Origin of the sequence: Streptomyces sp. NPDC059092, from assembly GCF_042756365.1 — a bacterium.
Lineage (GTDB): Bacteria > Actinomycetota > Actinomycetes > Streptomycetales > Streptomycetaceae > Streptomyces.
Window position 1 is genome coordinate 1 of the sequence record NZ_JBHZEJ010000006.1, and the last position, 20,743, is coordinate 20,743.

The following is a 20,743-nucleotide window of genomic DNA, read 5'->3' on the forward strand; positions in this document are numbered from 1 at the left end:
CGTGCCCGGCGCGCCGCCGGGCCCGGCGGCCGGCGTGGCGTGCCGCGCGGTGACCGGCCCGGCGGCCGGCTTCTCGACCGGGCCGTGGACGCCGTGCTCGACCGCGCTCTGCTGGCCGCCGTGGGCCGGGCGGGGGCGCCCGCCCGGATCCGTTTCACCGAGCGCCAGCTCTACTACGAGACGTGCCGCGTCCTGCGTCCCGTGCGCGCCGTCCCGCGCGGTATCCCGTTCACACCGGCCCCGCCCGTACCGTACGACCGGTTCGAGGAGGCCCTGCGCCGGCAGACGGCGCGGGGGACGCTCCCCGGACTGCTGCCGCCCCTGGAGCCGAAGCCGGAGCCGGGGCGGGACGCGGACTCTGCCGGGACGCCGGCGGGCGCTCCGCCACGGCCGCCTGCCGAGCCGGACCTCTACGACTACGGGCTGCCCCGGCTGCTGATCTGCCAGAGCCGGTCCGTGGCGCGCATGCTGCTCGCCAACGATGTGCATCTGGAGGCCGCCTGCCCGGTGTTCGCCGCCGGGGACCTGCCGCTCGACCCCCGGCTGACCGCAGGGCTCGGCCGGGTCGAGGACGCCACCGTGCATGTCCTGCACGACGCGAGCGTGGAAGGCATCGTGCTCACCGCACGCGTGCGCGCCGGGCTCCGGGACGCCGCCCCCGGTGTACGGGTCGCCTCGATGGGCCTCGTACCCCGGCACGCGGTGGCGCTGCGTCTCCTCTCCCGGCGCGGGGCCCTGAACGGGGACGGCACGGAGGGGCTCGGGGCGGCCGTTCTGCCGGCCGGGCTCCAGGCGCGCGAGCGGGAGTGGCTCGCGCGCGGGCGCTCCGCCGAGGTGGAGTCCGTCCCCCCGGCCCGGCTGCTGCGCACCGTCCTGAGGCTGGTGCGCGGGCCGAGGACGGCCGACCACTCGGTGTGGACCGGCCTGCGCGAACTGCGGACGACGGGCTTCATGACCTGGCCGGCGGAACCGGCCCGGCGACACGAGGACAAGAGGCGATGAACCGGCCACGCGAAACCCCGTACCGGGACGAACTCCTCGCCGACGGGAGCGTCCACCGCACCTACGAGTCTGGCCGCGAGGAGTGGCGGCGGCGGGAGGGCGCGGCCCGCGTGCGCTGGCACGACAACCAGGGCGCCGCCGGCACCGACGAACTGCTCGGCGAGCGGATCATCAAGCGCCGGTACGCGGACGGCACCGTCACCTACGGCCGTGACATCGGCTACGGCCGTACGGTCTGGGGCCAGGGCGAGTCGGTCATGGTCAACAGGACCTCGTTCGGCGGCCGGATGGGCGTCGTCCTCGGTGGTATCGGCCTGGCGGCCCTCACGGTCACGGCCGCGCACTTCCCGCCGGTCAGCCTCACCCCCGAAGAGGAGGAAGCGCTCCGGCAACAGCAGCAGGCGGCGGGTCAGGGCTCCTCCGGCGGCGGGGACACGGGCGGCGGGGACGGCGGAGGGGACGGAGGGGGCGACTGGGACTCAGGGGACGGCTGGGGCTCCGACGACGGCGGCGGCTGGAGCGACGACGACTTCGGATGACAGGCCCCGGACGGCTGGGCCCGGATGGCTGGCCCTGGATCACCGCCCCGGGCTCTCACCGGCCCAGGCTGACCGGCCCGGGCTCACCGGCCCGGGCTCACCGGCCTCGGACGATCAGCCCGGAGACAGATGACCGGCCCGGGGACGACCGCCCGGTACGGAGCGAAGCGAAGCGAGACGAGAGGAGGGGGCCGTGGCGCGTTTCTGTGCCTGCCTGGCGGCGACTCCCGAACGGGCGCGGTCACACCTCGCCGCGATGGGCGCGGCCGTACGGTACGACGCCGGCGCGGGCGGACCCGGCGCGGCGCTGATCCACGACGAACCGGGCCACGCCACAGGCCCGTTCACCGCCTACGGCCGTACCGCCGTCGGCGAGGTGACGCTGCACAACCGGCCCGAGCTGTTCGCCGCGCTCGCCCGTTCCGGCGCGCCCACCCGGCCCGACTGCCCCGACGGGGAACTGCTGCTGCGCTGCTGGGCGCGGTTCGGGGCCGCCGGGATCAGGCTGGCGGAGGGCATGTTCGCGCTCGCCGTGCACGACGCGGACGGCCTCGTCCTGATCCGTGACCACGTCGGCGCCCGTACGCTCTTCTACGCCCGCGCCGACGACTCCTGGGCCGCCTCCACCTCCCTGCGCGCCCTGCGCCGCTGGCCCGCGCTCTCCACCGGTCTCGAACTGGCCGCCGTACGCTCCTTCCTGACCTTCGCCTACCTCCCCGGCGAGGAGACGCTGCTGCGAGGCGTGCGGGAAGTCCTCCCCGGCCGCTGCCTGCGGCTCGCCGACGACGGGACGGTGACGGAGGAACGCTACTGGGAGCCCGAGGAGCGGATCGGCCAGGGCCTGAGCGAGTGGTACGAGGACGGCGAACCGCCCGCCGAGGAGTACGCCCTGCGGCTGCGCGGCCTGCTGGAGGAGGCGACGGCCCGCCGGCTGCCGGACGCGGAGGCCGTGGCCGTGCTGCTCTCCGGCGGCGTCGACAGCTCGCTCGTCACCGCCCTCGCCGCCAAGCTGCACTCCCACCCCGTCCACACGTACTCGATCAGCTTCGGTGACGAACTCCCCAACGAGCTGGGCTACTCGGGCCTGGTCGCCACGCACTGCCGTACCCGCCACCGGGTGCTCAGCGTCTCGGGCGACGCCGTCGCCGCCCGCCTCGCGGAGGCCGCCGCGCTGCTGGACAGCCCCGTCGGCGACCCGCTCACCGTGCCCAACCTGATGCTCGCCGAAGCCGTGGCGGCCGACGGCCCGCGCGTCGTGCTCAACGGGGAGGGCGGCGACCCGGTGTTCGGCGGCCCGAAGAACCTGCCCATGCTGGTGTACGAGACGCAGCGCGGCGACGTCCCGGGCGGAGGCGCCGAGGACGCGCGCGAGAACGCGTACCTCCGCTCGTACCGCAAGTGCTTCACCGACCTGCCCGACCTGCTCACGGCCGACGCGCTGGACGCCCTGGAGGGGCTGCCGCGCCCCGAGCGGTTCATCACCCCGTATCTGCGCCCCGAGGCCAGGGACGGCCGGATGGACCATCTCCTCAACCAGCTTCTGCACTGCAATCTGCGCACCAAGGGCGCCCACCACATCCTCACCAAGGTCGAACGGCTCACCGCCTCCCAGGGCATCCAGGGCCGCTCCCCGCTCTTCGACCGCCGGGTGGTGGACCAGGCGTTCGCCACACCGCCCCGCTGGAAGCTCAACGGCACCGTCGAGAAGTGGGTGCTCAAGGAGGCCGTACGGGACCTGCTGCCCGGCACGGTCGTGGACCGGCCCAAGAGCGGCATGCGCGTACCGGTGCAGCAGTGGCTCGGCGGCCCGCTGCGCGAACTGGCCGGCGATCTGCTGCTCGGCCGGGAGGCGCGGGCCAGAGGACTGTTCCGGCAGGACACGGTGCGCGCGTGGATGAAGGGGGAGGGCGCGCTGCTGCCCCGGCAGGGCGGCAAGCTGTGGCTCGTCCTCACGCTGGAGCTGTGGCTGCGCGCGTACGACGTGACCTGAACCCGGTGTGCTCCCGCGTCGGCCCTGTTCACCGCCACCCCCTGTTCACCGCCACCCCCTGCTCATCCGCCCCCTCACCCCTCGGCAACCCGCACCTCTTCTCCTTCGACGGAGGCACCTTTGAAGACCGATGCCGCACCCCTCACGGTGACCTTGACGGACCCCCGTACCGGCCGGACCCGGGGCAGCTTCCCGGTCGGCCGGGCGCCGCGGATCGCCGCCGCCGTCGCGGCGGGCCGCCGGGCCTTCGCGACCTGGCGGGCGCTGACCCCGAGGGAGCGCTCCCGGCGCCTCGACCGCCTCGCCGGACTGATCGAGGAGCACGCGGACGCGTACATCGCCGCCGAACGGGCGGGCACGGGCAAACCCGTGCACGAGGCCGCCGGAGAGGTGGAGAACGCGGCGGACCTCTTCCGCTTCTACGCCTGGGCGGCGCGCACCCAGCCCGCGCCTGCGGCGGGCGGCTTCGTCGCGGGCCACGAGAGCTGGGTCCGCTGGGAACCGCTCGGTGTCGTCGGCGTCGTCGTGCCCTGGAACTACCCGCTGATGATGGCCACATGGCGGTGCGCGCCCGCCCTCGCCGCCGGGAACACGGTGGTGGTGAAGCCGGCCGAGACGACCCCCGACTCCCTGCTGCTCCTCGCCGCACACGCACGGGAGGCGCTGGGCGAGGCCGTGGCACAGACCGTCCCCGGCGACCGCGGGACGGGGCGGCTGCTGGTGGCGGCGGCCGGTGTCGACGCGATCGCCTTCACCGGGAGCGCGGCGGCGGGCGCCGATGTCACCGCGCGCGCCGGCACGAAGCGGGTCAGCCTGGAGCTGGGCGGCAACAGCCCGGTCCTGGTCCTGCCCGACGCCCCCGACGACACGTGGGCGGAGCTGGCGCGGGCGACGACGTACAACGCGGGGCAGAGCTGCGCCGTACCGGCCCGGGTGATCACCCTCCGCGACAACCACGCGTCGGTGCTCGCCCTGCTGACCGCGGCGATGCGTGAGCGCGCGGCGGGCCGGGACTTCGGGCCGCTCAACAACGCGGACCAGGCGGCCCGTTACGACCGGATCGTGGGCGCGTCGGCCGCGAAGGCGAGCGTGGAGGGGGAGTTGGCGCTCGGGGCGGGCGAGGAGGGCGGCTTCTGGCGTCCGGCGCGCGTCCTGGCCGAGCTGCCCGACGACGACCCCGCGGTGGTGGACGAGGTGTTCGGCCCGCTGCTGACGGTGCAGGCGGCCGACGGGATCGAGGAGGCGGTGGCGCTGGCGAACGGGGTGGAGCAGGCGCTGGCCGCGAGCGTCTGGACCAGCGACCTGGAGACGGGGCTCGCCCTCGCCGGGCGGCTGGACGCGGGCGAGGCCTGGCTCAACTGCCACCTCGTCCAGACGGCGGAACTGCCGCACGGCGGCCGGGGCGGATCGGGCCACGGTACGGACCTGAGCACGCTGGCCCTGCACGAGTACCAGCGGCCGAAGACGGTCACGGCCCGGATCGGACGGCCGGGGGCCGTCAGGCCGAACTGACCTCCCCGGACCCGGCGGTGCTGATGGTGGCGAACGCGCCCCACAGCACCGGCGAGTGCTCGACCGTACGCAGCGCGCGCCACGCGGCGAGGCGCTCCCGCTGCCAGTCGCCGTGGGCCAGGACCGCGTCGTCCTGTTCGTGCGCGGCGTCGATCGAGCGGACCACGTCCTGGAGCGGGTGCGACGACGGCGCCGCCCCGGCGATCCGGTGGAAGGCCAGATCGGTGGGGAGGGTCCACCGCCCCGTGGTGACGGTCTCGGCGCCGCCGTGCACCATCGCGGTGGCCAGCCCGAGCGCCTCGCCGAACCGCAGGTCCCCGCCGCTCTCGCAGGCGATCAGTGCCACGCGGCTGGGGATCGGCCACCGCGCCCGGCCCGTCGTGTGCGCGCCGTCCGCGCCCGGCAGCTCCTGAGTCCCCGGCAGCCCGTGCGTCCCCAGCAGCAGGTCCTTCGCGGACAGCGGCCGATGGGCCCGGACCGGCGGGGCGAACCCCACGGCGTCCGCGCCGCAGGCCAGATGGAGCTGGGCGTCCTCGCTCTGCCCGGTCGCGGGGGCCGCCGCCGTCACATGGCCGACGTACAGCAGCCGCGAAGCGCCCGCCCGGAGCGCCGCCCCGAGCCATTCCCGGTCCACGTCGGTACGGCGGAACGCCTCGACCGGGTCCGCCACCTCCGGCCGCCAGCGCCGCTGGGCCGCGTACCCGGCGACCATCTCGGCCACCGGCGCGCCCGGCTCCATCCGGCCCAGCACCGAACCGAGCGCCGAGTCCGCGCGGAACCCGGGCACCCGTGGATCGAGGACGCCGACGACCGGCAGATGGCGGGAGTCCGCCCACGGGCGGGACGGCCGGCCGGCGGCGTGTACGACGCTCGCGGGGGCCAGCAGGCTGAGGTCCGCGATCTCCACCAGACGCACGTCCGGGTCGGGGGCGAGGAGTTCCCAGGGGACCCGCGCCACGCGCGGCGAGGGCTGGATCCGCAGATGGGGGCGGATGCCGCGCTGGTACAGCCCGTAGAGCTGCTGGGCCAGACCGTAAGGAAGGAAGGTCCGCGACAGCAGTTCGGCCAGGGCGAGTTCGCTCCCGTACGCGGCGAAGGCCCCGGTGGTGAGCGCGTGCGTGAGCGGGTCCGTGCCCACGGGTGAAGGCGCGGCCGCCGGGCCGGGCAGGGCGTCGTTCAGCGCCGTGATCGCGGCGGTGACCTGGGCGCGCGGCACGATCCCGATGCCGGTCGAGGCCAGATCGTGCGTCCAGCGCCAGGAGATGTAGAGGTCCCCGGCGTCCGCCATGCGCACCAGGGCGGTCGGCCTCACCATGTCGGCACCACCCGGGTGGTACGGATCCGGGCGCCGTAGCGCGCCTCGGCCTGTGCGAGGTACGACGCCAGGGCGACCGTGCCGGTACGGGTGAGGGCCAGCCGGGGCGGCGGGGCGACCGGCAGCCCGGCGCCCGCCGCGACCCCGGCGAGGGCGGCACCGAGCTGAAAGGCGTCGCTCCAGCCGGGGCCCTCCGGGTGGGGAGCGGCGGCGTCCATTCGGCCCGGGAATGCCAACGGGTGCAGGAAATCAGGTGGTTCGAGCCACGTGGCACCGGCCTCCGGGGCTCCCGCTGCTCCTGTGGCTCCTGCGGCTCCCGTGACTCCTGCGTTCTCGCTCCCCGGATCCACGTCGCCGGGCGCGTCGTCCCGCAGCGGGGTCCCCGCGCACCGCGACTCGATCAGCCCGGCCACCAGATCCGCCGCGCCCGCCCGGGTGGCCAGCCGGAACGCCAGCCGCATCGCCGGCTCCGCGAGCGCGCGGCTCCACCGCTCCCGCTGTGCGCCGTTGGCCAGCGTGAACCGCACCGCGTCGAGGGCGAGCGCGGCCGGTACCGCCAGCCCGACCGCCCGGCCGAGCAGCGCGGCGGCAGCGGGGACGGTGGGGACGGTGGGGCCGGTCGGGGTTCCGGATACGCGGTCCGCCAGGAGCGTGGCGTGGAAGAAGTCCGTCTGGGCGCGGCGCAGCCCGAGCCCGCTCCCCGTGAACGCGGCCTCTGCCAGAGCCAGTTGCGCCTCGCTCTCGTCGTACCGCCGCTGGGTGTGCAGGCCGGCCGCCAGCCGTACGCGCACCTCGGCGGCGGCGATCGGCGCCCCGGACCCCTCGAACCGCGCCAGGCTCCGGCCGTACAGCTCGACCGCGCGGGCCTGATCGCCGCGCAGCGCGGCCAGCAGCCCCAGCAGGTCGAGGCCGAAGGCGGACTGGTGATCCATCCCGGCCCGGTCGAAGAACTCCTGGCTCGCGGCGAGCAGCGGCTCCGCCTCGGCGATCCGGCCCGAGCGCAGACAGAGCTGTGCCAGGCTCTGCCGCGCCTCGGCGACCCCGGCCGGGGTGTCCGACGCCTCGAACGCGGCGATCGCCTGGTGCGCGAAGTCCTCGCCGAGTTCGGGCCGTCCGGTGGCGAGATGGACCGCCGAGAGGTTCATCAGCGGCCGTCCGGTGTGCGCGGGACGGTGGCGCACCACCACATCAAGGGATTCGGTGGCCAACTCGTGGGCCCTGGACCACTCTTCACGCTGGATGGTGAGGGCGGTGAGCGCGACGAGCGTGGCGATGAAGAGATCGGCGGTGTCCTCGGGAAGGATCTCGTCCTTCGGGTCGAGCAGTTCCCTCGCCTGCTCCAGGGCGCGCAGGGCGGCGGCCGGGTCCCCGGTGTGCAGGAGGGCCTGGGAGAGATTGACGAGGGCCGACGCCCGCAGCACGGTGACGGCCGCCGCGACGACGGGGCCCTCGGCGGCGGCCGTTCCCGCCAGCCGCTCGCAGAGACCGAGCGCCTCGCGGAACGAGGCGACGGCGGCCGGGTGGTCGCCCATCCGGTCGGCCGTGCTCGCGCGGTTGATCAGGGCCCGCGTACGGAGATCGAGGGTCTCCGGAGGGCGTGCGGCGGCCTCGGCCACCTGGTCGAACCACGCGTGGGCGGCGGGGAAGTCGCCCCGGAGGAAGGCGTCGTTGCCCGCGTCGATGAGGGCGGACAGGCCGGACGGCGCGGATGCGGCGGATTCGGGAGATCCGGGGGCGGAGAGGTGGTCCGTTCCCGTGGCGGACGTGGCGGACGTGGCGGACGTGGTGGACGCGATGGACGTGGCGGACGTGGTGGGCGGTTCGTCGGCGGTCATCAGAAGTCCGTGTCGTCGGAGGCCGCCGCGATCTCGGCCAGCAGTGGCGCACCGTGCCCGGCCGCGGAACCGCTCCGTGCTCCGGCCGCCCGTGCCCCGGCCAGCCGCGCGTGAGCGAGGTTCCGTATCCGCTCCCTGGTCTGACGGTCGCCGGGCCCTGGACGTACGGGCGCACCGAACCCCGGGAGGTAGACGTCGACGGCCATCCCCGTCCCCGACTCCGTACCCGGAACTCCCGCCACGCCTCGTATCTGCCCGTCGCCCAGCCACGCGTCGGCCACCCGCCGCAGCTTGATGTCCAGCGGCTGGGCCACCCCGCTGACGACGGCCCGGGGTGTCAGCCGCCGGTCCGCGGGGGCCGGTCCCGGCGCGGCGACGACCTGCACGGTGACCGTGGTGCGCGCGGCGGCTCGTACGAGCCGCCAGGACACGGCGCGCTCCGACGCGTCGACCAGCCCTGGCGGACAGCGCCGCCAGTCGGAGCCGCCCGTGCCGCGCGCGAGCGTCAAACCGTCGGCCGGAGTCCCCGGCGCGCCCGGATCGGTCCGTGCGGACGCCGGTCCCGGACCGGCCGTGAGCGCGTAGTCGCCGGGGCGGGGGAGCGGCTGCCCGATGTCGACGGCGGTGCCGGGAGCGGCTCCGGCCGTGTCCGCCGGATCGTCCCGGCCGGCGAAGAGCGGATCGCACGCCTCGGTCAGCTCCGCGATCTCCCGGTCGAGCAGGTGCTCGTCCAGCGACGGGATGGAGTCGATCACCGAGGCGGGCCACCAGCGCGCCGCCCAGTGCGCGTAGGCGAGCCGGCGTGCGCTCTCCGCCAGCGCGGGCAGCGCCGGTCCCGTGCCGCCGACCACGCCGCCGCCGTCGGCCAGGGCCAGCGCGACCCGCTCGCCGTACACCGCCCACACCCACTCCTGGGCCAGGTCGGTATCGTCCAGCACGGCGACCGGTGGGGCCGCCGGCGCCAGTACGCTCCACGTCAGATGCCCGCCCGCCACCTCCAGCACGGCCACGTCCACGCCCGGGTCACCGTCGAGCACGCTCGGGCCGGCCGCCGTGGCCGTCGTGTCCGGGGTGATGAGGTAGAGGTGGCCGTCCCCGGCGCGGGTGATCCGTACGGTGTCGGCCATCAGACGGTTCCTTCCGGTACGGAACGGGTGCTGAGGGCCTGTCTGACCCGGCCCCGGTGGTCGAGGATCACGGAGCGCGCGACCCCGTCCAGGACATCCCACAGCTCCGCGAGGCCGTCCATGGGCGCCTCCCGCACATCGCGCCCGTGCAGCCGTACCCACAGCCTGCGCAGATAGGCCCGCCATGGGGTACGGAGGTCCTCCGCGATCCGCGCGAGAGGTTCCGCCACCTCCGCCACCTCCGCCACCTCCGCCACCTCCGCCACCTCCGCCACCTCCGCCACCTCCGCCACCTCCGCCGCCTCCGCGGCTTCCGCCGTCTCCGCCACGGAAGCGTCCGCGGAGCCTGCGGGGGCGAGCGCGAGCCGCCGCGCCTGGAGTACGTACGCCTCCCGCCGCCAGCGGCTGTTGACGATCCGGTGTGCCCGCGTCGGGGCCGTCGAGCCCGCCTCCGGCGATACCTCGCCCAACGGCCCCAAGCCCCGGGCGAGTTCCGCGCCCACGGTCGCCGCCACGCGCAGCGACTCGTCGGCCAGCGCCCAGGGCGCGCAGCTCCGGGCGATCTCGCGCCGCACCAGTTCCGGTACGGGGGCGAGCCCGGCCCGGTCGTTCGACGCGTGCAGCACGCTGAAGACCCGCTCGTGGACCGTACGGTCGAACGGCGGCCCCATCGACGAGGTCGACGCGGACCCGCCCAGGCCGGGGGCGGCCGGCACCGGACGCGTCGTCAGCCCCAGCTCGTGCGCGGACAACCCGGGGTGTGCGGGCTGTCCGGGCTCCGGGGGCGTGTCCCACAGGGCGTGGCCCGCCGCCGTCCCCGCGGACCCGGCGACCAGCCGCGGCAGCGCCGCGCCGCGGTCCACGTCGCGGTCACCTTCACGGCCCCGGATCTGTCCGGCAGAGCGCGGGCCGGGCCCCGGACACGCGTCGAGCACGTCCCGTACCCCGGAAAGCTCCGCCCCCGGCGTGGCCGGATCACGCGGGTGCGCCCGCCGCCGGTCCGCCCACGCGCGCTCCAACGCGGCCGTCAGTTCCCCGCGGTGCGCCGGGTCCGTGACGTACTCCCGCAGCGCCCGCGTCGTACGGCCGCGCGCGGATCCGTGCACCTCGCGCAGCGTCTTCTCGGCGGTCGGCCGGCCCGTGTCGGCGTCGGGCGGGCCCAGGGTGGTGCCCAGTTCGAAGCAGCGCTGGAAGTAGAGGTCCTGCGGATGCCCGTCGGTGATGCGCAGCTCCCGCCGCACCCGCTTGAGCAGCGCGAACCACGCGGCCGTGGCGCGCAGCGTGTCGCCCGCCGCGTGGACGAGCGTGGCGAGCAGCGCCGCCCCGTCGGCCGTCACCAGGGGGCCCGCGCACCGCGGATGGAGGACGGGGCGGATCACCAGAGGGTCGAGGACGAGCTTCACCGTACGGCTGAGCGGGCCGCCCTGGGGGCCGCTGAGCGCGCCGACACCGTCGAGTTCGCGCCACACCTCGTCCAGGACCATCGCCCGTGGCCGGACACCGCGTGCCACGGTTCCCGAGGACCCCGGCGACGGCGATGACGGTGTCGACGTACCCACTCCCACCCCTGTCGGCATGACTTCAGGCTAAGCGTGCGTCCCGGCGGCGCCAAACCTGGGATCGGTAGGCGCACGGCCGTTCCTACGGTCCTCGTACCGGCCCCTCGGGGGCCCTCGGGGAAAGAAGGACGGACCACCATGAAGAAGCTCATCCGGACCCTGGCCCTGCTGTTCCTCCTCGGCTCGGCCGGCTACTACCTCTGGAACGGACTCACCCAGGAGACCGAGGAGGGCTTCGGCTTCCTCGCCTGGGTCGGGCCGCAGATGATCGCGCCGATCCTCGCGTGCACGGTGGTGCCGCTCGCGTTCGCCTTCACCGGCGACAGCGTGATGGCGGCGTTCTCCGGCCGTAACAGCGCCGCCTTCCGAGACGGCCTGATCGGCGTCGGGACCGTCACCGGGACCAGGCCCACCGGGATGTCCCTCAACGACCAGCCGGAGCTGCGGATCGACCTGACGGTGCAGGGAGCGGACGGTGCCACGTTCGCCTCGTACGCCCGGCTGGTCGTGCCGATGACGGACATCGCCCTGTTCCGGCCGGGCGCCGTGCTGCCGGTCCGCTATCTGCCGGGCCGTACGGACAAGGTGGAGATCGACCGCTCCGGCGACACGGCCCAGGCCCAGCACGCCCTGAACGAGGCGATGGTCCGGCAGGGCCTCACCACCCGGGAGAACCTTCAGATCGCCGAACGAGGGGTGGCCGCCCAGGCGGTGGTGCGCTCCCTGGAGGTGCCGGGGGAGCTGCGCGGCGGCAACCCGCGGCTGGTGATCGGCCTGGGCGTCACCCGTCCCGACGGCACCAGCTTCACCACCGAGGTCGTCAAGTACCTGCCGCCGCGCGCCGTCCAGCACGTCCAGGTGGGCCGGGTGGTGTCCGTGCACTACCTCCCGGACAACGAATCCGCGCTGGTCATCGCCTTCCCCGCGAACGCCTGAGCGGGCGCCGACGCCTGAGCGGTGTGGCGCCGCCTGAGCGGTGTGGCGCCGCTCAGGTCCCTCAGGGGCGCAGGTCCCCTCAGAGGCGCAGGCCGCCTTCGAGCCCGTCGAGGGCCTGGTGGAGCAGGGCCACCGGGTCGCCCTGGCAGCCGTGCTCCCCCCAGTGGAGGGTGACCTCGCGCAGCGCGCCGAGTACTGCGGCGACGAAGACCCGCAGGTCCAGATCGTCGGGGGCGCGGCCGGTGCGCTCCGCGAGGACATCGGCGAGGAGCTTCGCCGTCACCGACATGGTCTCGGTCGTCCGGGCCCGGACGGCGGGGACCCTGACCAGCAGCCGCGTCCGCTCGGTCAGCTCCTCCGGCTCGTGGGCCATGGACAGCTCCAGCGCCTCCGTCATCACGGCGCGCAGCGACTTCAGGGGGGACTCGTCGGCCGGCCGGCCCCGCAGGGACGACGCGATCACCGGGTCGTACGCGTCGGTGAGGACGATGTCCTCCTTGGTGGGGAAATAACGGAAGACGGTGGAGGGGGAGACCTCGGAGGCCTCCGCGATCTGCTCGACGGTCGTCGCCTCGTACCCCTGCTCGGTGATCAGCCGGTAGGTCGCGCGGCGGATCGTCACGCGCGTCCTCAGCTTCTTGCGCTCGCGCAGGGGGAGCTGGGAGAGCTTCTCTTCGAGGGGGGTGTGAGAGATCGCGGCCATGGTCCTCATTGTCGTGCATCTGCCACCCCTTGGGCCACGTGCGCGACGCCGTCCGCTCACGCCCCGGGAGCCCGGGGCCGTCTTGATTTGCCCGCCGACCGTGTGACGATGTGTGGAGGGCCGGTGAGCAATGGGTGATCATCCGGCCGGGTCGTCCGGCTGGATCGTCCGGGGTCGTCCGGGGGCATCAGGCGGTGCGCCGAGGGGAGGCCGGAATGCGCAATGCCGTACGGGTGCTGGCCGCGGCCGTCGCGGGGCTGTGTGTCGGGGGGTACGTACTGGCCGGCGAGGCCGCCGTGGTGGGCGTGGTGCTCTGCGCCGTCACCGTCGGGACCTGGCGCGTGGCCGCGGCGTCGAGGCCCGGCGCACGGCCGCGGTTACGGTCACCCGCGTGGCGCGGGGACCGCGACCGCGGCGCGCGGTCGGACAAGGACAAGGGCACGAACACGGACACGGATACGGACACGGAAGCGGAAGCGGATACGGGCCCGGACGCGGATACGGGCGCGGGCAGGGATACGAGTGCCGATGGTGATGCCTGTGCGGTCGCCGGTCCGGCCGCGGCGGTCTCAGGAGTGCTGTGCGGCGACCAGCGAGATGCCGACGAAGTGGACGACGAAGGCGGCCAGGGTGAAGGAGTGGAAGACCTCGTGGAAGCCGAACCACCGCGGTGACGGATTCGGCCGCTTGAGCCCGTAGATCACACCGCCCGCGCTGTACAGCAGCCCGCCGACGATCACGAGGACCAGTACGGCGATCCCGCCGGTCCGCAGGAAGTCGGGCAGGAAGAAGACCGCGGCCCACCCCATCGCGATGTAGCACGGCGTGTAGAGCCAGCGCGGGGCACCGACCCAGAAGACCCGGAAGGCGATGCCCGCCGCGGCCGCCGCCCAGACCGCCCACAGCAGGGTCCGGCCCGTCGAGTCCGGGAGCAGCAGCATCGTCAGCGGGGTGTACGTCCCCGCGATGATCAGGAAGATGTTGGCGTGGTCGAGCCGGCGGAGCACGGCCTCGCCGCGCGGGCCCCATTCGCCGCGGTGGTAGATCGCGCTGACGCCGAAGAGCAGACAGGCCGTCAGGACGTAGATCCCGCAGGCGATCCGCGCGCGGGTGGAGCCGGTCAGGGCGATCAGTGCCACGCCCGCGACCAGTACGGCCGGGAACATGCCCGCGTGCAGCCAGCCACGGAGTCTCGGCTTGACCGGGATCGGCAACGACAGGAGCGTGGCCGGCCCCCCTTCGCTCAACGGGGGGTTCGCGGGCGCGTCGGGCGCGACAGGAGTCATGGGCTCATGCTACCTACGGGTCCGTAGGTTACGTCCCGGTACGGAGGGTCGGCTCCGTTAATTCCGCCACGGCCGCGGCGCCCAGTCGCCTCCCGTGTGCCGCGCACATGGCGCGAGGGTGCCATTCCGGTGCCGTGCGCGCGCCCTCCGCGTGTCCCCCGGGCGCTCCCGGAGTGGCGATGCTCACGTGGGCGGCCCTCTGGACATATGGGCGGAAGGGTCGGATGATCAAATGAGTGCGATCGGCACCGGATGAGCGGCTACGAAGCATCCGGGTCGGAGCCCCCAAGGGGCAGACAACCTCAAAACCCCTCACCAAGGAGCGATCGTGGCGCGCGACAACGCGGCTCCCAGCACCTCCAGCTTTTCCGGCACCACCTTGGGCACTCCTTCCGGTGCCGTCCCCACCGGTCATCAGGGGCTGATCTCCTGGGTGAACGAGATCGCCGCCCTCACCCAGCCGGACAGCGTGGTCTGGTGCGACGGGTCCGAGAGCGAGTACGAGCGCCTGTGCGGGGAGCTCGTCGCCAAGGGCACGTTCAAGAAGCTCGACCCGGGCAAGCGCCCCAACTCGTACTACGCCGCCTCGGACCCCTCCGACGTGGCGCGCGTCGAGGACCGGACCTTCATCTGCTCCGAGAAGGAGGAGGACGCGGGCCCGACCAACCACTGGAAGGACCCCGCCGAGATGCGGGAGGTCTTCACGGGGGAGGGCGGCGTCTTCCGCGGCTCGATGCGCGGCCGGACGATGTACGTCGTCCCGTTCTGCATGGGCCCCCTCGGCTCGCCGCTCTCCGCGATCGGCGTCGAGATCACCGACTCCGCGTACGTGGCGGCGTCCATGCGCACCATGACCCGCATGGGACGGCCCGTCCTCGACGAACTGGGCTCCGACGGCTTCTTCGTCAAGGCCGTCCACACCCTCGGTGCCCCGCTCGCCGAGGGCGAGGCCGATGTGCCCTGGCCCTGCAACTCCACCAAGTACATCTCGCACTTCCCCGAGGCCCGCGAGATCTGGTCGTACGGCTCCGGCTACGGCGGCAACGCCCTGCTCGGCAAGAAGTGCTACGCCCTGCGCATCGCGTCCGTCATGGCGCGCGACGAGGGCTGGCTCGCCGAGCACATGCTGATCCTCAAACTGACGCCCCCGCGGGGGGAATCGAAGTACGTCGCGGCGGCGTTCCCCTCCGCCTGCGGCAAGACCAACCTCGCCATGCTGGAGCCCACCATCTCCGGCTGGACCGTGGAGACCATCGGCGACGACATCGCCTGGATGCGGTTCGGTGCGGACGGCCGGCTGTACGCGATCAACCCCGAGGCAGGCTTCTTCGGCGTCGCGCCCGGCACCGGCGAGCACACCAACGCCAACGCCATGAAGACCATGTGGGGCAACTCGGTCTTCACCAACGTCGCGCTCACCGACGACGGCGACGTCTGGTGGGAGGGCATGACCGAGGAGCCGCCCGCGCACCTCACCGACTGGAAGGGCAACGACTGGACCCCGGAGTCCGGTACGCCCGCCGCCCACCCCAACGCACGCTTCACCGTCCCCGCCGGACAGTGCCCCATCATCGCGCCCGAGTGGGAGGACCCCAAGGGTGTCCCGATCTCGGCCATCCTCTTCGGCGGCCGTCGCGCCTCCGCCGTGCCGCTGGTCACCGAGTCCTTCGACTGGCAGCACGGCGTCTTCCTCGGAGCCAACGTCGCCTCCGAGAAGACGGCGGCCGCCGAAGGCAAGGTCGGTGAGCTGCGCCGCGACCCGTTCGCCATGCTGCCGTTCTGCGGCTACAACATGGGCGACTACATGGGCCACTGGGTCAAGGTGGGCCAGGAGGCCGCGCGCGAGGGCGGCGCCTCGAAGCTGCCGAAGATCTACTACGTCAACTGGTTCCGCAAGGACGGGAAGGGCTCGTTCGTCTGGCCCGGCTTCGGCGAGAACAGCCGCGTCCTGAAGTGGATCGTGGAGCGGCTGGACGGCACGGCCGAGGGCGTCGAGACCCCGATCGGCATCCTGCCGACCAGGGAGTCCCTGGACACCGAAGGCCTGGCGCTGTCGGAGGCCGAGCTGGACTTCCTGCTCTCCGTCGACAAGGACGTCTGGCGCGAGGAGGCGGCTCTCGTCCCCGGGCACCTCAACACCTTCGGCGACCACGCGCCGAAGGAGCTGTGGGACGAGTACCACGCCCTGGTCGCGCGCCTGGGTGAGAAAAACCCCTGATCCGGCTGGTGCCGGAGGGTGGCACCCGGTCCGCGCGCCTCCGCGGCCCGCGGACCGGGGCCGTCAGTGGGCGCCGACGAGGCGCTGATCCGGGAGACTCCGGTCGGGGAGGCTCTCCTCCGGCACCAGCTCGGCCAACGCGGCGGTGTGAGCGTCCATGCGCTCGGCCGAGAGGATCGCCGCGGCCGTGTCGGCGCGCGCGGCGGCGACGACGAGAGCGCGTCCCGCCAGTGCGAGGGCCCGGCGGTGCAGCGCCGCCGGGTCCGCCCCGCTGAGCCCGGCGTGCCGGGCCGGCGGGGTGCCGCGCAGCCTGCCGATCTGGCCGGCCAGGGCCTCCGCGGCCTCGTCGAGCCCCAGCTCGTCGGTGACCGCGAGGAGCGCGGAGAGATGGCCGGAGAGCTGGATCTTCAGCTCGTCCTCGCGGCTCCGGTGCGGAAAGCCGGCGTCGTCGGCCAGGGCGTGGACCGACTTCGTACGGATGGGCTCGTACATGGGACGGCCTCCTTGCGTGGTCAGGAGACCATCCTACCTTGGATTCAGTCTAAAGTTGAGCGCGTTCCGGTATCGTTCCGGTACCCGTGGCTCGGAATCCCTCCGGCCGGCTACGGCTGGGAGTAACCGTCCAGGAACGTCCCGATCCGCGTCACCGCGTCCGTCAGGTCCTGAGCCGCCGGAAGCGTGACGATCCTGAAGTGGTCCGGCTCCGGCCAGTTGAACCCCGTACCGTGCACGACCATGATCTTCTCGGCCCGCAGCAGGTCGAGCACCATCTGCCGGTCGTCCTTGATCTTGAAGACCTTCGGGTCCAGCCGGGGGAAGAGATACAGCGCGCCCTTGGGCTTCACGCAGGTCACGCCAGGAATCCGGGTGAGCAGTTCGTACGCCGTGTCCCGCTGCTCCAGGATCCGTCCGCCCGGCAGCACCAGGTCCTCGATCGACTGCCGGCCGTTGAGCGCGGTGGCCACCGCGTGCTGCGAGGGCATGTTCGCGCACAGCCGCATGTTGGCGAGGATCGTCAGCCCCTCGATGTACGAGGAGGCGTGCGCCTTGGGTCCGCAGACCGCCAGCCAGCCGGAGCGGAACCCGGCCACCCGGTAGTTCTTGGAGAGCCCGTTGAAGGTGAGGGTCAGCAGATCGGGCGCGACGGCGGCGGTCGGAGTGTGCGTGGTGCCGTCGTACAGGATCCGGTCGTAGATCTCGTCCGAGCAGACGACCAGGTGGTGGCGGCGGGCGATCTCCGTGAGAGCGCCGAGCATCTCCTCGCCGTATACGGCACCCGTCGGGTTGTTCGGGTTGATGATCACGATCGCCTTCGTACGATCGGTGATCTTCCGCTCGATGTCCGCCAGGTCCGGCATCCACTCGGCCTGCTCGTCACAGCGGTAGTGCACGGCCGTACCGCCCGCGAGCGAGACCGACGCGGTCCACAGCGGATAGTCGGGGGCCGGTACGAGCACCTCGTCGCCGTCGTCGAGCAGCGCCTGCATCGACATCTGGATCAGCTCGGAGACGCCGTTGCCGAGGTAGATGTCCTCGACGCCCAGCTCGATGCCCTTGGTCTGGTAGTGCTGCATGACCGCGCGACGGGCCGACAGCAGCCCCTTCGCGTCGCCGTAGCCGTGCGCCCCGCTCAGGTTCCTGAGCATGTCCTCCAGGATCTCGGGCGGGCACTCGAAGCCGAAGGCGGCCGGGTTGCCGGTGTTGAGCTTGAGGATGCGGTGGCCCGCCGCCTCCAGCCGCATCGCCTCATCGAGGACCGGCCCCCGGATCTCGTAACAGACGTTGGCGAGCTTCGTCGACTGGATGACCTGCATGTCGGCCACCTTACGGCCGTGTAACGGAGCCCGCGTGGTGTTTTTCCCCACGTTGCTCCGCACGGCGTACGGGGTGTGGCACACGGGGGCTCACCGCTCCGGGAAGCCGAAGGCGTACCCCTTCCCGCGCAGCCAGGGCAGCAGCCGCTCCATCGCGCGCGCCGTCTGCGAGCGGTCGCCCCCGCCGTCGTGGAAGAGGATGGTGGGGCCGTTGCCCAGCTCGCCCTTCACCGTGCGCAGGATGGCCTCGGTGCCGGGCGTCTCGAAGTCCTTCGAGTCCACGTTCCAGCCCAGCGGCCGCATCCCCTCGCCCGCCGCGATCTGCCGGCTGTACGGGGTGAAGGCGCCCCCGGGCGCCCGGTAGTACAGCGGCTTCACCCCGCCGGACGCCTCCTCGATCTGCCGGGCCGCCGTGCGGATCTCCTCGCGCTGGTACGCGCGTGACCTCTGGTCCATCGCGGTGTCGTGCGTCACGGAGTGATCGCACAGCCGGTGCCCCTCGGCCACCACCCGCCGCACCAGACCGGGGTGCGCGGCGGCCTGCGGGCCGATCATGCAGAAGGTCGCCCGTGCTCCGTTCTCCCGGAGGATCGCGAGGACGCGCGGGGTCCAGACGGGGTCGGGACCGTCGTCGACGGTCAGGTTGACCGCCTTGCCGCCGCCCTCCACCGCATGGGCGATGTCCATGTTGACCAGGGGCGGTGGCAGGCTCGGGTCCGGCGACGACGTCTGCCGGGGCAGCGCGGGCACGCGCCCCTCGTGCCGGTCCCGTCCGCCGTCGCGCCCGTCGTCCTCACGCCCGGCGTTTTCGTGCCCGCCGTCGCGTGCGTCCCGTCCGTCGCCGTCCCGTTCGCCGCTCCGTCCGTCGCCGTCCCGTCCGCCGTCCCGTCCGTTCCCGGTCGGGGACGGTACGGGCGAGGTCACCCGGGGGCGCGGCACCGGGGCCTTCGCGTCGCTCTCGTCCACCGTCTGCTCGCCGCACCCCGCGAGCAGCGCCGCCCCGGTCAGCGCGAGCGCCGCCGACAGCAGCCGCGCGCCGGCCGCCCGCCCGCCCCCGCGCGCCTTCCCCGAGCGCCGCATCCGCCCCATCGTCCCCACCGCTTTCGCCTCTGATCACCGTGTCCGGGAGGAGAGACGAGCGAAGGGGCGGCGAGGATCCGTTTCCGGCGGCTCGCTCACAAGTTTGTGTGAAACGACTCGCCCACCCGTTCCCACCAGGCACGTTCATACGTACGCGGCTCACCCGCCGCGCCGGACCGACCTCCCCGCGAGCACATCCGTACGGCGCCCGGCCTCGATCACGAAGCGGCCGTCGATCAGCACGTACGGGATCCCCACCGGCGGCGTGCGCGGCGCCTCGAAGGTCGAGCCCGCCGCCACCGTCTCCGGGTCGAAGAGCACCAGATCGGCCCGGTGGCCCACCCGGACCAGCCCCCGGTCCCGCAGGCCCAGCCGGGCCGCCGGGCGCGCGGTCAGATGGGCCACGCACTCCTCCAGCGAGAGAATGCCCAGGTCACGGGCGTACCGGCCGAGATAGTGCGGGAAGGTGCCGTACGCACGCGGATGCGGCTTGGCGCCCTGGAGGATGCCGTCACTGCCGCCCGTGTGGACCCGGTGGCGCATGATCGCGCGGACGTTCTCCTCGTGCCCGACGTGCTGGAGGATCGTCGGGCCGAGCCGGTCCTCGATCAGCAGCCGGCGCGCCGTGGTCCACGGCGCCTCGCCCGCCAGGGCCGCCGCCTCGGCGACCGTCCGGCCGACGTGGTGGGCGAGTGCCTGGTCCGTGACCCCGGAGATCTCGATCGTGTCCCACTCGATGGGCACGCCGTGACAGCCGTCCGCGCCGACCTCCTCCAGCACGTACCGGATCCGCTCGGCGCTCGCGTCGTCCCGCAGCCGCTCCAGGATCGCGCCGGGCCCGCCCTCGCTCGCCCAACTGGGCAGCATCGCCACGAGCGTGGTGCACCCCGGCGTGTACGGATACGTGTCCAGGGTGATGTCCGCGCCCGCGTCCAGCGCCCGGTCGAGCAGCCCGAGCAGTTCGGGCGCCTTCCCCTTGTTCACCCCGAAGTTCATGGTGGCGTGGGCGAGATGGAGCGCGCAGCCCGCCCGCCGGGTGAGCGTCACCATCTCCTCGTACGCGCGCAGCGCCCCGGCCCCGTACGAACGGTGGTGCGGGCAGTAGTAGCCGCCGTACCGCGCCACCACCCGGCACAGCGCGGTCAGTTCGGCGTCGTCCGCGTACATCCCTGGCGTGTACGTCAGCCCGGAGGACATCCCCACCGCGCCCTGCTCCAGCGACTCGGCCACCAGCCGCTCCATCGCGGCCCGTTCGGCCTCCGTCGCGGGGCGGTCGTCCCAGCCGACCACCTGGGCGCGGACCGTGCCCTGCGGGACCAGATAGGCGGCGTTGACCGCGATGCCGCCGCCGTCGAAGCCCCGGCCCTCGAAGGCGTGGTCGAGCCGGTCGAGGTACTCACCGACGGTGCGCCAGTCGAGATCGAGGTCGGACCCGTCACCGTTCCACCCCGCGATGGCCTGCCTGACCTCGGCGAGGGTGGCGTCGTCCACGGGCGCGTACGACAGGCCGTCCTGGCCGATGACTTCGAGGGTCACGCCCTGCGCGGCCTTCGCGGAGTGGTCGGGGTCGCGCAGCAGCGCGAGGTCGCTGTGCGCGTGCATGTCGATGAAGCCGGGCGCGAGCGCGAGCCCGGCGGCGTCCAGCACCCGCGCCCCGGTGGGGCGCGGTGTGCGCGGACCGCCGTCGGACTCCCTCCGTACGGCGGAGATACGACCGGCCGTGACGGTGACGTCCGCGCGGTACGAGGCGCCGCCCGTACCGTCGATGACGCGCACGTCGCGGATGACGAGATCCATGGCGCTCTCCCTGTCGCTGAAGCCGGAAGC

The 20,743-nt window shown here is 73.7% G+C and carries 16 protein-coding genes; 6 read left to right on the forward strand and 10 right to left on the reverse strand.

The features are described from left to right. From ACFXPL_RS05565 to ACFXPL_RS05580, 4 genes are all read left to right on the forward strand, one after another. Positions 1–1,002: hypothetical protein (locus tag ACFXPL_RS05565; RefSeq protein WP_384912926.1), on the forward strand; the 1,002-nt coding region annotated here is incomplete at its 5' end. Further along, complete coding sequence (locus ACFXPL_RS05570) at positions 999–1,541, forward strand: hypothetical protein (protein WP_384912929.1); 543 nt, start codon at positions 999–1,001, stop codon at positions 1,539–1,541. The genes ACFXPL_RS05565 and ACFXPL_RS05570, both read left to right, overlap by 4 nt. A gap of 193 nt (positions 1,542–1,734) precedes the next feature. Then, a complete protein-coding gene (locus tag ACFXPL_RS05575; protein WP_384912932.1) occupies positions 1,735–3,531 on the forward strand; it encodes an asparagine synthetase B family protein in 1,797 nt (598 codons plus the stop codon). Positions 3,532–3,651: 120 nt separating this feature from the next. Beyond that, the gene (locus tag ACFXPL_RS05580; protein ID WP_384912934.1) at positions 3,652–5,043 is read left to right on the forward strand and encodes an aldehyde dehydrogenase family protein; all 1,392 of its coding nucleotides are present in this window, start codon (positions 3,652–3,654) and stop codon (positions 5,041–5,043) included. On the opposite strand, the gene ACFXPL_RS05585 is transcribed toward ACFXPL_RS05580, so the two are convergent. The 4 genes from ACFXPL_RS05585 to ACFXPL_RS05600 are packed head-to-tail and all read right to left on the reverse strand — an operon-like array spanning position 5,030 to position 10,831. Then, positions 5,030–6,358 carry a CHAT domain-containing protein gene (locus ACFXPL_RS05585; protein ID WP_384912937.1) on the reverse strand — a complete coding sequence of 443 codons (1,329 nt, stop codon included), beginning with the start codon at positions 6,356–6,358 and terminating at the stop codon, positions 5,030–5,032. The genes ACFXPL_RS05580 and ACFXPL_RS05585 overlap by 14 nt on opposite strands. Further along, positions 6,352–8,193 (reverse strand): tetratricopeptide repeat protein, encoded by a 1,842-nt coding sequence (locus tag ACFXPL_RS05590; RefSeq protein ID WP_384912939.1) that lies wholly within the window; start codon positions 8,191–8,193, stop codon positions 6,352–6,354. Before ACFXPL_RS05590 ends, ACFXPL_RS05585 begins: the two co-directional genes overlap by 7 nt. Next, complete coding sequence (locus tag ACFXPL_RS05595) at positions 8,193–9,320, reverse strand: hypothetical protein (RefSeq protein WP_384912942.1); 1,128 nt, start codon at positions 9,318–9,320, stop codon at positions 8,193–8,195. The genes ACFXPL_RS05590 and ACFXPL_RS05595 overlap by 1 nt, the downstream gene beginning before the upstream one ends. Next, a complete protein-coding gene (locus ACFXPL_RS05600) occupies positions 9,320–10,831 on the reverse strand; it encodes a hypothetical protein (RefSeq protein ID WP_384912945.1) in 1,512 nt (503 codons plus the stop codon). The genes ACFXPL_RS05595 and ACFXPL_RS05600 overlap by 1 nt, the downstream gene beginning before the upstream one ends. 186 nt (positions 10,832–11,017) lie before the next feature. On the opposite strand from ACFXPL_RS05600, the gene ACFXPL_RS05605 reads away from it, so the two are divergent. Beyond that, on the forward strand, positions 11,018–11,815 hold the full coding sequence (locus ACFXPL_RS05605) for a hypothetical protein (RefSeq protein ID WP_384912948.1): 798 nt from the start codon (positions 11,018–11,020) through the stop codon (positions 11,813–11,815). A gap of 79 nt (positions 11,816–11,894) precedes the next feature. Here ACFXPL_RS05605 and ACFXPL_RS05610 read toward each other — a convergent pair whose 3' ends face one another. Further along, entirely contained in the window at positions 11,895–12,518 is a 624-nt protein-coding gene (locus ACFXPL_RS05610; protein WP_384912951.1) for a TetR/AcrR family transcriptional regulator, read from the reverse strand. A gap of 569 nt (positions 12,519–13,087) precedes the next feature. Then, positions 13,088–13,804: a hemolysin III family protein gene (locus ACFXPL_RS05615; RefSeq protein WP_384912954.1), complete on the reverse strand. Its 717-nt coding sequence runs from the start codon at positions 13,802–13,804 to the stop codon at positions 13,088–13,090. Between the two features lie 328 nt (positions 13,805–14,132). Between ACFXPL_RS05615 and ACFXPL_RS05620 the strand changes: the two genes are divergently transcribed. Continuing rightward, positions 14,133–16,022: a phosphoenolpyruvate carboxykinase (GTP) gene (locus tag ACFXPL_RS05620; protein WP_384912957.1), complete on the forward strand. Its 1,890-nt coding sequence runs from the start codon at positions 14,133–14,135 to the stop codon at positions 16,020–16,022. 63 nt (positions 16,023–16,085) lie between these two features. Here ACFXPL_RS05620 and ACFXPL_RS05625 read toward each other — a convergent pair whose 3' ends face one another. From ACFXPL_RS05625 to ACFXPL_RS05640, 4 genes are all read right to left on the reverse strand, one after another. Next, the gene (locus ACFXPL_RS05625; protein ID WP_384912960.1) at positions 16,086–16,514 is read right to left on the reverse strand and encodes a hypothetical protein; all 429 of its coding nucleotides are present in this window, start codon (positions 16,512–16,514) and stop codon (positions 16,086–16,088) included. A 110-nt stretch (positions 16,515–16,624) separates the two neighbouring features. After that, a complete protein-coding gene (locus ACFXPL_RS05630) occupies positions 16,625–17,836 on the reverse strand; it encodes a pyridoxal phosphate-dependent aminotransferase (RefSeq protein ID WP_384912962.1) in 1,212 nt (403 codons plus the stop codon). Between the two features lie 90 nt (positions 17,837–17,926). Beyond that, positions 17,927–18,760 carry a polysaccharide deacetylase family protein gene (locus ACFXPL_RS05635; RefSeq protein ID WP_384913337.1) on the reverse strand — a complete coding sequence of 278 codons (834 nt, stop codon included), beginning with the start codon at positions 18,758–18,760 and terminating at the stop codon, positions 17,927–17,929. Positions 18,761–19,075: 315 nt separating this feature from the next. Further along, entirely contained in the window at positions 19,076–20,713 is a 1,638-nt protein-coding gene (locus ACFXPL_RS05640; RefSeq protein WP_384912965.1) for an amidohydrolase family protein, read from the reverse strand. Positions 20,714–20,743: the final 30 nt, after the last annotated feature.